The organism is Mycoplasma hafezii (assembly GCF_049942695.1).
Taxonomy (GTDB): domain Bacteria; phylum Bacillota_I; class Bacilli_A; order Mycoplasmatales; family Metamycoplasmataceae; genus Mycoplasmopsis; species Mycoplasmopsis hafezii.
In genome coordinates, this window is the sequence record NZ_CP187940.1 from 187,355 (window position 1) to 205,188 (window position 17,834).

A 17,834-nucleotide genomic window follows, 5' to 3' on the forward strand; every position below is an offset into this window, starting at 1 on the left:
TTGCTTTTCTAAATATTTTGGTGTAATAAGAATATAATTTTTATATTAATTTTTAAAACAAAATAAGGATAAAAAATGACTAAGAATATTCTGAAACAATGGTTTTTAAAACATAATCCAAATTTAAGTGTTGATAAAAAAGATGATGTAACTAAACTCAACTTAATGATTTATATTGCTAATTTAATGTATTATTCAATTTATCATCAAGATTTAATGTCTGAAGCTTTATATAAAGATTTAAAAGACAGCAAACTAAATAATGAAAGCAAAAGTCTTGCTTTGAAGTTAAATGATCAACAATACGTAATTTTAAATATTGTTAATTGATTCTACGGAAATTTAAGTGCAAGTGAATTAAGTTCTTTAGTAGAAAAACACAGTGTATGAAACGAAACAAAAATAAATGGAGAACTAAAGTTTAATAATATCGATCAATATTTAAACACTATATTTAAAACGTTATTTGAGCTCTATAAAGATGCACCTTTTGAATATTGAAAAAGAATTATAGTCAACGATAATATTTTCTTATACGATCAAAGAAATCTTAAAATTAGTGATGAAGTTTTAAATGAATTAAAAACAATACCCAAACAAAAACATAGTGTATGAGTCGAATTAATTAATGGTGATTTGGTATATTCATAATGTTAAATAATATTTGAACTTGTATTATTCAATACCCTAATGATCCGACTCATAAGCGTATTCCACACCAGCATTATGTTGCGATTTATGACCACTATAGTTTGTATTTATTTTCGATTTCATCTTTATCAGGTAAGGTTCACATAATGCACGAACTAAATAAGCCAGATACTGAGATTTATCTTTTTTCAGATGAAGAAAATAAAGAATGTGAATTTTCGAAGCCATCTTTTATTAATTGTTCTGAGTGCTATAAAATCACAATTCCAGAAGATGTGGATGTTTTGGAAATTCAGAAATTACTTGATACCAGAAAAATGGATGACAAAGTAGTTAAATCGGTAAATTCAAAAATAAAAGCAATGGATGAACAAAATAGACTAGAAATATTTGAAGTTTCATTTTTAGACTTTATTAAATGAAATGATAAATTATAAAAAGAGAGCCATAATAGCTCTCTATTTTTATGATTTGGTTTTGTTAAAATAGTAAGTTGTTATTAAACTTTGTAATTGATCATCAATTGGTGCAATTCCTTTATGAATCACATCTTTTGAGTTTTCGATCCGATAGATTTTAACTGCTGTTTCATCAATTCCATAACCAGCAGTTGCAAAATAATTACGTAATACTAATTCATAATCAACATTTTGAGTTGGAACATAATTAATGTAATTAAAGTTATCTAGATCTAAGAATTTACTTAATGTATCTTCGTTTTCTAAATCTAAATATCCAACTAATTGAGAAACTAAATTAGCTCAACTTTCAAGATTATCTTCATTTTCTTCAAAATATTCAGGGTTTTCTTCAAGAAAATTATCAACTAAGGTTTTTAAAATAAGATATTCACTAGATGAGTCTAAATCATTAGTTTTGTTTCTAATGTGTTCGATTAGTTCTTTTCCTTGATTATTAAAATATTCAAATAATAATTCTTGGTTTGGGTTAATTATTTTAATTCTATTTTGATAATAATAATTTTTAAATTCTTGGTTTTGTGGATTATTTAAATTAAGAATATTTGCATATTTATTGATGAAATTTGTAATTTCGTTTTTAAAACTAGGTTCTTTTTGAATTTTGGTATCAAAAGCGCTAACCAGTTCGTTTTCTTTAAATTCTTTTCAATGATTTGTGATTTGTTCTTCGATTAAATTTTGTGAAACTTGAGTTAAAAATTCATCAGTTGTTTCACTAAATAAACTATCTTTAATAATTTGATATTCATTTTTGATGTTTGAATAAATAGATTCAGCAATGACCTGTAAATATTTATTATTTTTTTCATCTGTATTATTCGCACTAAAAACTAATCCATCAACTAATAGAACGTTGTGTTTTGGTTTAATAGAAGCAATTGAACCATCGATAGCTCAACCTGGTAAATTATCAGCACCATAGTATCCATCGATTGCATCACCGTTATACATAATTGCAGCAGTGACATCTGGACGAGTAAGGTTTACTAAATTGTTTAATAATTCTAGTCCATCACCTTTAAAAGAAATGTGGTTGCTATTTGTGACTGCGTAACCTGTTCCATCTTTAACTAAATCAACAAATGCATCGATTAATTCTTTATAAGTTTTAACTTCTACCTCACCAGTAAAATCGCTTGCAGTTCTAGTTCCGTCTGCTTTTTTTCAATAGCTTGAACCAAATAGCATATTATCACGGATTGCATCAGTGATAGTTCAATTTTGATAGTTGTGCTCTCTTAGTTTTAAAAGAATATTAACTAAATCTGTAGGTCCTTCAGTACCTGGATATAAGTCATTTTCAGTGCTAAAAAAGTCGATATTTTTAAGTGTTGCTACTTTATTTGCAATTTCAGGAAAATCTTCCAGTGAGTAATCTTCAAGAGTTTTTGAAGGTTTAGATAATGCTTTTAACACAGCGTTAGCGTTATTCATATCTTGTTTTAAAAGGTTAAATGACACAACAGAATCTTGTGAATAATAAGGAAGGAAGTATTGTCAAAATTCTACAGGTGTACCATCTTCATCTAAAATTCTTTCGTTGTTTGCATCAACAAGATATTTATTATAAGAATCTAAGTGTTCTCAAATTTCTTTTCTGATTAAAATCTGTAAGGCTTTTTTAGTGATTTGTTTTTGTTTCGAATAAGACAATTTATGTAAACTTGGATCGTTAAATAAAACTGAGTAATCGATTTTCTTAAGTAATCCCTTGCTAATTAAACTAGCTCCTAAAAAGTCTGAACCAATTCCACCAGCAGCTTTACGATTAATTAAAGCGTTGGTAAATTGATTGATTTCATCAAATGATTTATAGTTAAATTCTTTACGAAGAACTTGTTGGTTTAAATCTGACATATATGACTTATAGTTGTAAAAACTAGGTTTAAAAGGTTTTGATAATTTGACAGCAGTAATAGTAGCTGTAAGAGAAATAGATGCTGTAAGTCCTAATGCAACGTATAAAGCTGATTTAGAAATTTTTTTCAATTCTATTCACCTCTTTTACGAGCTTTAAAAATTGTGTAAATAATATTTCCAATGATTGTTGCAAATAGGACAATAGAACCAAGAACTAAACCTCAAGGCTCAAACGCACCTTCATAAAGTTTAGTTCCTAAGGTTGAAGCATTTGACACTGTACGAGCAATAATAAAGTCATCAAAACTAAGCACTGATGAAACAACTATAACCATCACAATACTTGGCAGCATGTAAACTAAATATGTTTTAAATCAAGAACGAATTTTTGAGTATCCTAGATCTTGAGATGCTTCATATAAGTTGTTATTAAACTTCTCACTACGAGGAAGCATTAACATAATTCCGTATGGTAAAGCCATAATTGTATGACCAGCAATTAATCTGAAGAATCCTTCAGTTTCGGTTGAAATTACTCCAATAAAAATACCAAAAACAAGAACTAAACCAATTGCTGTGATGTTGTCTGGGTTAATTAAAGGAATGTTTGAACTACCTTGAATAAATCTTTTAATTAATTTATTTTTTTGACGGTAAAGTGAATAAACAGTTAATAGACTAAGCACAACTACGATAGAACTTACAATAATTGCAAGTAAGATTGTGTTGACAAGTGCAAGTGAACGACCATTATCAAGTAGTGTTTGTCAGTTTTCTAAAGTTCCGTGTGTAAAGTATGGATTAAACTCACCTTTTGGAGATTTTTCATTGAAACTAAAAATAACTCCAAAAAACAAAGGAATGTACACTAAAAGTAAAATGATGTAAATATAAGATTTACGTAAGAAACCAGCGAACTTACTCATAGTGTGCTCCTTTCTTAAATTTAAAAATTATTTTAGGGATTAGAATAAATAAAGAATAAATTCCAATAAAGATAGCAGAAACTACAATAACAAGTGCACTACCAGCTTCAAGATCATATTTATTTCCAGGGTTAATTTTTGAGTTAATAATATCTCCAATTAATTGGAATTGAGATCCATCTGGTAATAATTTAGCACTAATAACAAAAGTTGTAGCACTAGCTAAGAAAATCATAGCAAGGCCACTTAAGATTGCTTTGGTTCCGTATGGAAGAATAACTTTAAAGATTGTTTGAAAGTTATTGTATCCAAGGTCATTAGAAGCTTCGACAATATTTTTAGGCATATCTTTAAAGACTGTGTAAAGTGGCATAACCATTAATGGTAAATTTAAGTATGTGAGCCCAAAGATAATGAATAATTCAGAGTTTAATGCGTTTGGATTAGTTGCAAAAATAGCTAAAAATAAACCTTTAATTGAATAAATTCTAGCAATAGTAAAAATTGCCATTGGTGAAATTATTAAACTAAGTGCATAAATTCTAAAAATCTTACTTTTAGATGTTGAAATAATATACGCATATGGAAATGCGATAATTAAGCACATTAAAGCAGAAATTAACCCTACATAAACACTTCTTCAAATAATTTTTCACGTATTTAAACTAGTTACTAATTGTCAACTTCCGAATTCCTTATCTGAAAAGCTAAAAGCACTAACGATAATTAAAATAATAGGAAGCAAAATAAGGAAAATTGCAACTAAAATGTATGGAATTGCTAAAGCAACTTTTTGATTTAGATTTAAAGCTTTTTTAATTTTGGAATGCATCGTTTGAATAATCTCACTTACTATCTTTTTTCATTAAGTGAATTGAATCGATTGTTCAAGATAAATAAACTTTTTCATCTAAATCAAATTTCTTAGCAGTTTCTACATAAATAATGTCTTCATCATCTGTTTCGACAGTTAAATAGTAGTAGCTTCCACGGTATTGAATTTCTTTAATTCAACCCTTAAGCTTACCTTTAACTGATTTTGGATCACTTAAAATATCAATATCTTCAGGTCTAATTAAGGCATCAACTTCATTTTCACCATTAAATTCTTCAAAATCGTGCACAGTTTTGAATTCTTTTCCAAGAAGTCTAACATTACCGTTTTTAAGTATTTTAGCGTTAAAAACGTTTGAATTTCCAATAAATTTAGCTACTCAAATATTAACAGGATAGTCATAAATATTTTTTGGTGTGTCATATTGTTCGATGATTCCGCCACGCATAATTGCGATACGATCTGAAAGTTCAAGTGCTTCATCTTGGTCGTGAGTAACAAAAATAAATGTAAGTCCAAGTTCTTGTTGAATTTGTCTAAGTAACACTTGCATTTTTTCACGAATTTTAGCATCAAGAGCACTTAGTGGTTCATCTAATAATAAAATTTCTGGTTCGATAACTAAACTACGTGCAAGTGCTACACGTTGTTTCATTCCGCCACTAAGTTGTGAAATGGCTTTCTTTTCATTTCCGGTAAGTCCTACTAATTCGATGATTTTAGCAATTTTTTCGTCCATTTCTTTTGCAGTCATCTTACGTTTAAAGTAATGATTTTCAAAAGCTTCGACTTTTTGATTTACGTAGTTTTCTCAATATGAGTATTGGAAGTCTGAATCATCAAGTCAGTCTTGACGCTTACGATATTGGTATGTACCTGGTTTTAATTTTTCAAGTTCAGCAGTATATTGTTCTTGAATTTTGTCAAGTTCGTCCATTTTAGCATCTGCTTTTTTAGTTCAGATTGCTTTTTTCTTTTCTAAGAGTTTAATGTGTTTTTCGTTAATCTCTTCTTTTTTAATTCTTTTTAATTTAAGTCCATAAGCAATATTTCCTTCAACATTTAAATGTGGAAATAATGCGTAGTCTTGGAAAATTGTTGAAACATTTCTTTTGTGAGGTGAAAGATCTTTAATATCAATTCCGTTAAACATAATTTCACCACGTGTAGCTCATTCGAAACCACCTAATAAACGTAAAATTGTGGTTTTACCACTTCCTGACGGTCCTAAAAGAGTCACAAACTCTCCGCGTTGAATTTTTAAATCAACGCTGTGAAGCACAACTTTGTCTTCAAATTCTTTAACAACTTCTTTAAGTTCTATGATTGGTTGATTAGTTTTTTTCTTTTTAGCAATAGCCATATTTCTCCTTTCTGTAATTTGTTAATTAAATTGCAGGGAGACCATGTCTGATTCTTTAATGACATAATTAACAAATTCAAATTCAAAAACTGGGTATTTACTTTCGTTAAATACCGCAAAAATATTTCTAACATTAATTTTTTGAATTAGAATCGCTTTATTTTTCATAATTAAATTAATTATAAGAAAAAAAGACTTTTTTAAAGAAAATTTTTACTTTTTTTCAATGTTCTTCATATCTTGAAACAATCTCGTTTATCTCTATGGTGTAGGTGTAGATTTAATTGATGCGTATTTTTTTATAAGCAAAAAATTTGCAAAGAAAAACGTGGAGGTTTTCCACGTTTCTAAATGTTATTTTTTGTCTTTTTTACGTCTAATAATCAATCCAGCAATAGCTCCATATAAAGCAGCGACAGCAGTACCAAGAGAAGGTCAAATTCATCATGGGAATTGGTCGTTAGCTTTTGGTTTGCTATTAATAAATTGATCTAAATCGACTGCAGATTTAACAACATTTGTTTCTTTAGATACATCGATATTTTGAACTTTTTGTTTATCTTCATCTGTAAGAGTATCTTTGTTTGCGATTGCAAAGAAGTCATTATTTGTTAATTCATTGTTTAAATTATCAAATTTATCAATTCCTTTTGTATGGGCATCATTAATTACTTTGTTAAATGATTCAGGATCTTTATTAATTAACGAATCAATAAGATCAACTGTTGTTCGAGCTTCATCTTTTACTTTTTGAGTATCTTTCTTAACTTTGTCATTTAATTCTTTGTGTTTTGAATTTTCTGGAAGTTCAGTAGGTTGATGTTTAATTAATTCATTAAGTTTATCTTTTTTATTATTAAAGTCATCATCTTTTACACTTGAATTATTAAAGTCTTCTAATGCTTTATCTAATTCATTTTGTTTAATGATGTTATCAATAATAGTTTGGATTTCAGATGTATCTACACCTACTTTATTAAGATCATCAATAATTTTCTTGATATCATCAAGTAATTTTTCATCTTTAGGATTATTTACTAATTCTTTAACTTTTTCTACTAAATCAGCAAGATCTTTATCTGCCTTCTTAGCTTTATCCACAATTTGTTTAACGATATCTTTATCTTTAACTGAATCGTATTTATTGATTTCATCAATGAATTTTTGTTTGTCTTTATCGCTTAAGTTAGGTAACTTGTTGATTTCATCGATAGCATCTTTTTTAGCTTTGTCTTTAGCTTTAGCATCTTTAACAATTTCGTCTACTTTTGATGGATTATCAATTGAGTTAGTGTCTTTAATTTGTTTTGTTAATTCATCTTTTTCATCTTGATTTGAGTTTGGTAATTTTTCAATTTCTTTAATTGCATCATCTTTTTTCTTATCAAGATCTTTTGCTTTTTCGACTACTTTAGCTTTATCTTCTGGTTTAGCTTGATCGTATTCATCTTTAAGCTTATCTTTTTCTTCTTGAGATAAGTTAGGTAATTGATCAATAACGTTCTTATCGTTATCGTGTTTGTTTTGTACTTCTTTTTCTAATTTATCAATTGCATCTTTTAAATCGTTAGTTGCTTTATTAATTTCTTCTGGTGTTAATTGTTCTTTTGGTTTATTAACAACAGTGTTTGCGTTATTAAGTTTGTCATCAAGATTATCTTTTGTTTCTTTAGATGCTTCTTGATATTTATCGCTATCTTTTGTTTCGTTAGCTTTCTTGATTTGTTCCTTAAGTTTGTTTAATACATCATCAACTGCTTTATTTGGATCAACGACTGGTTTTTTATCACCATCAAGGTTGCTGTATGCATCTTTAATGTCTTTAAGAAGTTTATCGACAGCATCTTTATCTTGGTTTGTTCCATTTGTTTTATCAACTAAGTCAATGCCTTCTTTAACTTTCTTATCAAATGCTGTTTGTTTATCAGAATCAGCATCATCATATTTTTGATCTGCTGTTTCGTGATTTACATTGTTTTTAATTTTATCTTTTGGAGTATCTTTACCTACTTGATATTTATCAACGTAATCTTTAACTTCTTTCATTGATTTATCAAGGTCATCGGCTTTTTTAGTAATTTCTTTTAAAGTATCTTCAAGAGATTTAGTTGGAGTTTTAGCAGCATTATCAACTTCAGTTTTTAACGCATCTTTTTGAGCGTTGTTAAGGTTTTGTTTACCTGCAATTTCATTTTTAGCTTTAGCTTTATCAACTAAATCTTTTGCTTTATTTGCAAGATCTTCTTTTGAGTCTGTGTTTGGAAGGTTGTCAATTTCTGTTTTAATCTTATCTTTTTCATCTTGAGATAAGTCTGTAAGTTTATCAACTTCTTTTTTAGCTTTTTCTTTAGTATTTTCTTTTGCGGCTGCATCTAAAATACTTGGAAGTTCATTGTCGTAAGGAACTTTCTTATTGTTTTCAACTTTAGCAAAGATTTTGTTATCTGTTCTAGATGCTTTAGTTAAGTTAGCATTATCAATTTGTGTTTCGTAAGCTGTAATTGATGTTGCTGGTAAGTCTGTAAGTTTAGCAATTTCAGCTTTAGCATTTACTTTTGTTTCGTTAAATGCAGCATTAATATCGCTATCTAAAGCTGATTTTGTTGTATCTTTAGTAACTTTAGCTTTGTGAGCTTGTTTTTGAGCTGGAGTTAAGTTATTAAAGTTATCAAATTCAGCTTGAGCATCAGCAACAGTTCCGTTTAAGTTTGTTTTAGCTGTACTTGCTTCTGTGTTAAGTTTATTAACTTTTGTAATTTCACTAGCTAAATCAGTAACTGGAGCAGTGTCAGCTTTAAAGGTTTCTAATGCTTCAATTTTGCTGTCGTATGTATTTTGGTTTGTAATAGTTGCGTAGTTATATGCAAGAGAATCTTGAATAGTTGCTTTATCTGTAATAGCTTGGTTTAAAGTACCCATTTTGCTATCAAGATCATTTCCAGTAGTTTCAAGAGTTGTAAGTTGTTCTAAGGTTGTCGCTGCAGCAATATCTGCAAGTAATTTAGCTTTTTGGTTTTCTTTAAGATTATTTCATGCGTGTTTTGCATTTTTATCTTTGTTTGCATTCTTAGTTAATTCATCTTTTTTATCATCTAATTTTGAAACACCATCAAGTTTGCTATATGCATCTTTAATGTCTTTAAGAAGTTTATCGACAGCATCTTTATCTTGGTTTGTTCCATTTGTTTTATCAACTAAGTCAATGCCTTCTTTAACTTTCTTATCAAATGCTGTTTGTTTATCAGAATCAGCATCATCATATTTTTGATTTGCTGTTTCGTGATTTACATTGTTTTTAATTTTATCTTTTGGAGTATCTTTACCTACTTGATATTTATCAACGTAATCTTTAACTTCTTTCATTGATTTATCAAGGTCATCAGCTTTTTTAGTAATTTCTTTTAAAGCATCTTCAAGAGATTTAGTTAAAGTTTTAGCAGCATTATCTATTTCAGTTTTAAGTGCATCTTTTTGAGCGTTGTTAAGGTTTTGTTTACCTGCAATTTCGTTTTTAGCTTTAGCTTTATCAACTAAATCTTTTGCTTTATTTGCAAGTTCTTCTTTTGAGTCTGTGTTTGGAAGGTTGTCAATTTCTTTTTTAATCTTAACTTTTTCATCTTTAGATAAGTCTGTAAGTTTATCAACTTCTTTTTTAGCTTTTTCTTTAGTATTTTCTTTTGCAGCTGCATCTAAAATACTTGGAAGTTCATTGTCGTAAGGAACTTTCTTACCGTTTTGAACTTTAGCAAAGATTTTGTTATCTGTTCTAGTAGTTTTAGTTAAGTTAGCGTTATCAATTTTTGTTTCGTAAGCTGTAATTGATGCTGCTGGTAAGTCTGTAAGTTTAGCAATTTCAGCTTTAGCATTTACTTTTGTTTCGTTAAATGCAGCATTAATATCATTATCTAAAGCTGATTTTGTTGTATCTTTAGTAACTTTAGCTTTGTGAGCTTGTTTTTGAGATGGAGTTAAGTTATTAAAGTTATCAAATTCATCTTGAGCATCAGCGATAGTTCCGTTTAAGTTTGCTTTAGCTGTACTTGCTTCTGTGTTAAGTTTATTAACTTTTGTAATTTCACTAGCTAAATCAGTAACTGGAGCAGTGTCAGCTTTAAAGTTTTCTAATGCTTCAACTTTGCCATTGTATGTATTTTGGTTTGTAATAGTTGCGTAGTTATATGCAAGAGAATCTTGAATAGTTGGTTTATCTGTGATAGCTTGGTTTAAAGTACCCATTTTGCTATCAAGATCATTTCCAGTAGTTTCAAGAGTTGTAAGTTGTTCTAAGGTTGTAGCTGCAGCAATATCTGCAAGTAATTTAGCTTTTTGGTTTTCTTTAAGATTATTTCATGCGTGTTTTGCATTTTTATCTTTGTTTGCATTCTTAGTTAATTCATCTTTTTTATCATCTAATTTTGAAACACCATCAAGTTTGTCGTATGCATCTTTAATGTCTTTAAGAAGTTTATCGACAGCATCTTTATCTCGGTTTGTTCCATTTGTTTTATCAACTAAGTCAATGCCTTCTTTAACTTTCTTATCAAATGCTGTTTGTTTATCAGAATCAGCATCATCATATTTTTGATCTGCTGTTTCGTGATTTACATTGTTTTTAATTTTATCTTTTGGAGTATCTTTACCTACTTGATATTTATCAACGTAATCTTTAACTTCTTTCATTGATTTATCAAGGTCATCGGCTTTTTTAGTAATTTCTTTTAAAGCATCTTCAAGAGATTTAGTTGGAGTTTTAGCAGCATTATCTACTTCAGTTTTAAGTGCATCTTTTTGAGCGTTGTTAAGGTTTTCTTTACCTGCAATTTCGTTTTTAGCTTTAGCTTTATCAACTAAATCTTTTGCTTTATTTGCAAGATCTTCTTGTGAGTCTGTATTTGGAAGGTTGTCAATTTCTGTTTTAATCTTATCTTTTTCATCTTGAGATAAGTCTGTAAGCTTGTCAACTTCTTTTTTAGCTTTTTCTTTAGTATTTTCTTTAGCGGCTGCATCTAAAATACTTGGAAGTTCATTGTCGTAAGGAACTTTCTTACCGTCTTCAACTTTAGCAAAGATTTTGTTATCTGTTCTAGAAGCTTTAGTTAAGTTAGCATTATCAATTTTTGTTTCATAAGCTGTAATTGATGTTGCTGGTAAGTCTGTGAGTTTAGCAATTTCAGCTTTAGCATTTACTTTTGTTTCGTTAAATGCAGCATTAATATCATTATCTAAAGCTGATTTTGTTGTATCTTTAGTAACTTTAGCTTTGTGAGCTTGTTTTTGAGTTGGAGTTAAGTTATTAAAGTTATCAAATTCATCTTGAGCATCAGCAATAGTTCCGTTTAAGTTTATTTTAGCTGTTGTTAATTCAACACCTAATTTATTAACTGCAGTAAGTTCGTTATTTAAATCAGTAATTACTGTTGTAGTATCTGCTTTAAATGTGTTTCCTTCTGATGTTTTATCATCATAAGCTTTTTGAGCTGTACTATCAGCGTAATTGTATTTAATACTATCTGACACAGTTGAAACTTCATTTAATGCAGTATTAATTGAACCCATTTTATCATCGAGGTTATTTCCTAATGTTTCAAGTTCATTTAATTTTTCAACTGTTTTAGCATTATTAATTTCAGTAACTAATTTAGCTTTTTGGTTAGCTTTAAGATTATTTCATGAGTGTTTTGCATCAGAATCTTTATTTACATTCTTAGTTAATTCGTCTTTTTTATCTTGAAGTTTTGAATTACCATTAAGTGCATCATAAGCGTCTTGAATTTCTTTAAGAAGTTTATCAACAGCAGCTTTATCTTTGTTTTCTCCTGCTATTTTATCTACTAAAGTAATTCCTTCTTTAGATTTATTATCAAATGCGGTTTGCTTATCAGTATCAGCTTCATCATATTTTTGATCTGCAACTGAGTGATTTACACCGTTTTTAACTTTTTCTTGTGGTGTGTTTTGTGCAACTTTATATTTATTAATATAGTTGTCAAGATTTTCCATTGATTGATCAAGATTATCAGCTTCAGCAACGATTTCATCTAATTTTTGTTGTAATGTTTTAGTTTGATCTTTTTCTGCTGAATCAACTTTTGATTTTAATGCATCTTTTTGTGAATTATTTAAATGTTGTTTTCCGCTAATTAAATCTTTAGCTTCAGCTTTTGCAACTAAATCATTAATTTTTTCTTCAATAACATCATTATTATCATCAAGGATGTTGATTTTATCTTTGAGGTCTTTTTTTTCTTTATCTGTTAAGTTAGTTAATGAATCGATAATTTTCTTAGCATTATCTTTAATTGCATTTTTAAGAATAATTGATAATTCTTTATCGTATGAAGCTACAATATTATTATTAACAAGTGCAAAGATTTTATCATCTGTACGAACTTGTTTTTGAATTTTTGCACTGGTAATTTGTTCTTTGTATTTAGTTTGTTCAGTAGCGTCTAACTTAGTAAGTGAAGCAAGTTTGTTATTTGCTCGAGTTCTTACTTGTTCAAAAGCATTAGTGATTTCTCTGTCTAATTCACTCTTGGTTGTGTTTTCTGCTATTTTATCTTTGTATGCTTTCTTATCAGCATTTGAAAGTTCATTAAAGTTATCAAATTCTGCTTGAGCTTTTGCAAGTGTTCCACTAAGTGCAGTTGCTTTTGTTTTAATATCGTTAACTTTAGTTGTTACTGTTTGTAATTCGATATTTAAATCAGTAACTGGTGTTGTTACATCATTTAAGAATGTATTAGCATTTGAAAATGCTGTATCTGCATTACTTTGCTCAGTAGAAGTTGCGTAGTTATATTTAAGTGAGTCTAATGTAGTAGCTTTAGAATTGTTTTGTTTTTTCAATTCTTTCATAGCTGCATTTAATTTATCACCTAATTCATTAAGCGTATTTAATTCTGCAACTGTATTTGCTTTTGTAATTTCTGATTTTAATTTTGCAATTTGGTTGGCTTTTAAATCAGATCAAGCATGCTCTTTAGCATCATTGTTAGGGAATTTATTATTTAGTTCATCTTTTTTGTTTTGAACTTTTGTATCACCATTTAATGCTTTATAAGCATCTTGAATGTCTTTAGTTAATTTATTTACATCTTCTGAAGATTTGTTTTCTCCAGTAAGTGTGGTTGTTAAATCAAGTCCTTCTTTAACTTTAGCATCAAAGTTATTTTTAAGTGCTGGGTCAGCTTCGTTATATTTAATATCTGTACCATCGTGTTTTACACCGTTAGTGATTTGACTAGCTGGTGTTTTTTCATCTGGACGATATTTATTAACTTCGTTTTCAAGTTGTTCCATTGCTTGATCGAGTGTATCAGCTGTTTGTTTAATTTTATTTAATTGAGCAGCAAGAGTTTCTTGATCGGTTGTATCAGCATTATTTACTTGTGTTTTTAACGCATCTTTTTGTGCTTTATTTAAGTGTGCTTTATTGTTGATATAAGCTAATGTTTCAGCTTTATTAATTAAGTCAGCGATTTTATCTGCAACAGCATCATTATCGTTGTTGTTTAAATCAGTTTTATCAATTTCTTTTTTAAGATTATCTTTTTCTTCATCTGTTAATCCAGGAATTGAATCGATTTTATTTTTAGCATCTTGTTTTGCGGCTTGATTGATAAGTTCCACAAGTTTTGAATCATATGGTGTTTTTACTGAATCAACTATTTTTGCAAAAATTCTATTTTTATCATTTTCGGCTTTTGTAATTTCAGCAGTAGTGATTTTGTTTAAGAATTCAGTTTTTTCGTTTGGTTTTAAGTTGTTTAATGATTCAACTTTTGTTTTTGCATTTTCTTTGATTTTGTTAAATGCACTTACAATATTTTGATCTAATACTGTTTTGGTTGTTTGATCTGTAACTTTTGCTTTAAATGTAGTTTGATCATTTGCTGGTAATAATTTGAAGTTAGCAAATTCATCTTTAGCTTGTTCGACAGTTCCGTTAAGTTGTGTTACAGCAGTTGTAATACCTTCGTTTAAATCAGTAACTGCTTTTGTTTCCGCATCTACATCAGAAATCACTGAAGTTTCATCATCTAAGAATGTATTAGCATTTTTAAATGCAGTATCGGCAGCTTTTGCTTTAGCTTGTTCTGAGTAATTGTATTTTAATGAGTCTTCAACAGTTGCTTTAGTTTTAGCCGCTGTTTTTAAGTTACCCATTGCTGTATTTAAAGCGTCACCTTTAGTATTTAAAGTTTCTAATGCTGAAAGGGTTGTAGCTTTAGTGATTAAATCTGTAAGTAATTTTGTTTGATTTTTCTTAAGGTTATTTCAAGTATGAGCTTTACCGTCGTTGTTAGGTAATTTATTAGTTAATTCATCTTTTTTATCTTGAAGTTTTGAATTACCATTTAAAGCATCATATGCATCTTTAATTTCTTTAAGAAGTTTATCAACAGCTTCTTTATCTTTGTTTTCTCCCGCCGTTTTATCCACTAAAGTAATTCCCTCTTTAGCTTTATTATCAAAAGCAGTTTGTTTATCAGCATCAGCATCATCGTATTTTTGATCTGCAACTGAGTGATTTACACCATTTTTAACTTTTTCTTGTGGAGTTGTTGGTGTAACTTTATATTTATTAATGTAGTCATTTAAATCTTTCATTGAATTATTAAGATCATCTGCTTCATTAATGATTTTTGTTAATTTTTGTTCTAAAGTTTCTTTTTCATCTTTAGCTGCTTGATCAACTTTAACTTTTAATGCATCTTTTGATTGTTATTTAAGTATGGTTTTCCTGCTATTTTGTCTTTTGCTTTAGCTTTAGCTAAAATATCGTTGACTTTATCTTGGACTGTTTGGTTATCTTCACCAGGTTTAATGCTATCAATTTCTTTTTTGATATTATTCTTTTCATCTTCAGTTAAGTTTGTTAAGTTGTCGATTTCAGTTTTAGCTGAATCTTTAGTTTTTTCGTTTTGAGCATCATTTAAGATTGAAGCTAATTGTGAATCGTATGGAATTTTATTATTTGATTCATCAAGTTTAGTGAAGATTTTTTGGTCTTGACGTTGTTGCTTAATGATTTCAGCAGTATTAAGTTGTTGTTTGTAACTTTCAAGAGAGTTTAGTTTTAATCCAAGACTTTCAATTTTTTCTGTTATAGCTTCTTTAACTTTATTAAATGCGTCAATAATTTTTGCATCTAAATCTGATTTAGAAGTTTGATGTGTAATTTCGTTTTGATATTTAGTTTTATCTGCATTTGCGAATTTAATAAAGTTATCAAATTCTGCTTTAGCTTGTTCAACAGTTCCGTTTAATTCAGTATTAGCTTTGCTAAATGAATTTTCTAATTTTGTAACTTTGGTTAACTCATCTGCAAGAACTGCAATTGGGTCATTATTTTCTTTAAATGTATGTGCTGATGAACTTTCTTGATCATAAGTAGTTTGTTTAGTTGTATCAGCATAGTTATATTTAAGTGATTTTTTAGTTGATGCATCATTTGTTAATAAATTGTTAATTACTAACATCTTATCATCTAGAGTTTGTCCAGTAGTTTCTAATTTATCAAGTTCAGCTAAGGTTTTTGCTTGATTAATATCAGCAATTAATTTATTTTTTTGATTTGTTTTTAAGTTATGTCATGCATGTGGTGCGTCATTTGTTGCATTTGCGTTTTTAATTAATTCAGCTTTTTTATTAGCAAGTTTTGTATCACCGTTAAGTTCGCTGTATTTAGTCTTGATTTGTTCAAGAAGTTTATCTACTTCTGTTTCGTTTTTGTTTTCACCATTTTCAAAATTGATTAAATCAAGACCTTCTTTAGCTTTATTATCAAATGCAGTTTGCTTATCAGAATCAGCATCATCATATTTTTGATCTGCAACAGAGTGATTTACACCGTTTTTAATTTTGTCTGCTGGGGTATTTTGATCAGATTTATATTTGTTTAAATATGTATTTAAACTACCCATTGAACTATTAAGTGAAATTGCATTATTTAGAATTTTATCTAAAGCTGCGTGCAATTCAATTTGTGTATCCTCATTAGTATCTTTAATTTGTTTAATAAAGTGATTTTGTTGTTTTTTGTTTAATGAAGATAATCCTTTAATTTGGTTGATGAAGTATGCTTTATCATACAATTTGTCAGCTTCATCAGATACATTAGGTACACTAGGATTGTTTTTGTCTAAATCATTAACTTTATCAGTAATTTCTTTTTTCTCATCTTTAGTTAAATTATTTAAATCATCAATTTGTTTAATTGCATTATCTTTAATAGCTTCAATAAGAAGGATCTTAACATTTTGATCGTAAGGAATTAAAGTTTTATCTGCATTTGCAAGAGCAAAGATTTGATCATCATTTCTGGTTTGTTTAATGATTTGAGTATCTTTAATTTTGTTTTTAAATTGTGTTTTTACATCATCAGTAAGAGCTGAGAGATTATCAACTTTTGCTTGAGCATCATTTTTAGTTTGTTCAAATGCTTCAGTAATAATAGGATCAAGGAATGATTTTTTGTGCTCTTCAGCTTTACTATTTATAACTTTATTAAGTAATTCTGTCTTCTTTGGATCTGATAATGTATCAAAATTATTAAATTCTGCTTTAGCATTTTCAATTGAACCATTTAAAGCATTAAAGTGAGTATCATAATCGCTTACGTATTTATTAACTTTTGCGTTTTCTTTTGCTAAGTCAGTAACTTCAGTAGTAGTATCATCTTTAAATTTAGTAATATCATTTAACACTGTGTCAAAAGTAGTTTGTTTATCAGCATCACTGTATGCATATTTATATAAATCGTGAATTGCCTTGCTATTTGTGTCTTTTGCTGATAATTTACTCATTGATTCATTGAGTGTATCACCAGTTGATACTAATGAAGTAATATTACTTATTTTAGTTGCTGAATCAATATCATTTAATAATTTAGCTTTTTGATTTGCTTTTAAATATTGTCATTCTTTATTGAATTTATCTTTAACGTCTTTTTTAGCTTTTTCGAGTTTAGCATCTCCGTTTAAGTCGTTATAAGCTTTCTTAATCTCGTTTAGTCTTTGTTCAACTTGTTCTTTATTTTCGTTAGTACTTAAGTTGATTGCTTGATCAACTAAATTATCAAATATTTTTTGGAGTTCTGAGTCGGCTTCATCATATTTACTATCAGCTTGACTGTGATTTACTTTATTTTTAATATCTTCTGGTTTAGTTTCTTTAGTTACTTTATATTTAGAAATATAGTCATCTAAATTTTTCATTGCTGTATCTAAATCGGTAGCTTTTTGTAAAATTTCAGCAACCTTATCAGCTTCAGCATTAATTAATTCATCTTTTAAAGCACCTTTTTGAGCTTTATTTAAATATTTCTTATCATAGATAGTTTTAATATTATCTACTTTAGAAATAAGTTTATTAATTTTATCTTCACGTAAATCTCTATCACCATCAATAATTTCATCAATTTGTGCATTTAAGACAGTTTTTTCTGGTTGAGTTAAATCTTTTGAGTTATTAACTTTATTTTTAGCATCTACCTTAACAGCTTTTTTTCAATAAACTTCATCTGCAAGACTGTCGTATTTAATATATTTATCAGGAGATGATTTATCAGGGTTTACAAGAGGGAAATTGTAATTTTGTTGCTTTTCATAATCCTTTTTAAGTGACATATTTTTAAGTATAGCAAGAGCTTCTGTTCTATCTTCTTCTGTTAAATTAGTTAATTGATTAATTTTTTCAGCAAGAATCACCCT

9 protein-coding genes are annotated in these 17,834 nt (G+C 28.4%); 2 read left to right on the forward strand and 7 right to left on the reverse strand.

What is annotated here, in order from left to right; genetic code table 4:
* Positions 1 to 75: 75 nt before the first annotated feature.
* Both ACPYPZ_RS00625 and ACPYPZ_RS00630 read left to right on the forward strand, forming a co-directional pair.
* Entirely contained in the window at positions 76 to 651 is a 576-nt protein-coding gene (locus tag ACPYPZ_RS00625) for a hypothetical protein (RefSeq protein WP_426461402.1), read from the forward strand.
* Positions 652 to 797: 146 nt separating this feature from the next.
* Positions 798 to 1,088, forward strand: coding sequence for a hypothetical protein (locus ACPYPZ_RS00630; RefSeq protein ID WP_426461403.1), 291 nt, complete (start codon positions 798 to 800; stop codon positions 1,086 to 1,088).
* A gap of 27 nt (positions 1,089 to 1,115) precedes the next feature.
* On the opposite strand, the gene ACPYPZ_RS00635 is transcribed toward ACPYPZ_RS00630, so the two are convergent.
* The 7 genes from ACPYPZ_RS00635 to ACPYPZ_RS00665 all read right to left on the reverse strand — a co-directional run bounded on the left by ACPYPZ_RS00635 (position 1,116) and on the right by ACPYPZ_RS00665 (position 17,831).
* Positions 1,116 to 3,122 carry a hypothetical protein gene (locus tag ACPYPZ_RS00635; protein WP_426461404.1) on the reverse strand — a complete coding sequence of 669 codons (2,007 nt, stop codon included), beginning with the start codon at positions 3,120 to 3,122 and terminating at the stop codon, positions 1,116 to 1,118.
* Between the two features lie 2 nt (positions 3,123 to 3,124).
* Complete coding sequence (locus tag ACPYPZ_RS00640) at positions 3,125 to 3,919, reverse strand: ABC transporter permease (protein ID WP_426461405.1); 795 nt, start codon at positions 3,917 to 3,919, stop codon at positions 3,125 to 3,127.
* Positions 3,912 to 4,751 carry an ABC transporter permease gene (locus ACPYPZ_RS00645; RefSeq protein ID WP_426461406.1) on the reverse strand — a complete coding sequence of 280 codons (840 nt, stop codon included), beginning with the start codon at positions 4,749 to 4,751 and terminating at the stop codon, positions 3,912 to 3,914. Before ACPYPZ_RS00645 ends, ACPYPZ_RS00640 begins: the two co-directional genes overlap by 8 nt.
* Positions 4,735 to 6,117 (reverse strand): ABC transporter ATP-binding protein, encoded by a 1,383-nt coding sequence (locus tag ACPYPZ_RS00650; RefSeq protein WP_426461407.1) that lies wholly within the window; start codon positions 6,115 to 6,117, stop codon positions 4,735 to 4,737. Before ACPYPZ_RS00650 ends, ACPYPZ_RS00645 begins: the two co-directional genes overlap by 17 nt.
* 21 nt (positions 6,118 to 6,138) lie before the next feature.
* Positions 6,139 to 6,285 (reverse strand): hypothetical protein, encoded by a 147-nt coding sequence (locus tag ACPYPZ_RS00655; RefSeq protein ID WP_426461408.1) that lies wholly within the window; start codon positions 6,283 to 6,285, stop codon positions 6,139 to 6,141.
* 186 nt (positions 6,286 to 6,471) lie between these two features.
* The gene (locus ACPYPZ_RS00660; RefSeq protein ID WP_426461409.1) at positions 6,472 to 14,730 is read right to left on the reverse strand and encodes a hypothetical protein; all 8,259 of its coding nucleotides are present in this window, start codon (positions 14,728 to 14,730) and stop codon (positions 6,472 to 6,474) included.
* Between the two features lie 95 nt (positions 14,731 to 14,825).
* Complete coding sequence (locus ACPYPZ_RS00665) at positions 14,826 to 17,831, reverse strand: hypothetical protein (protein WP_426461410.1); 3,006 nt, start codon at positions 17,829 to 17,831, stop codon at positions 14,826 to 14,828.
* Positions 17,832 to 17,834 lie beyond the last annotated feature (3 nt).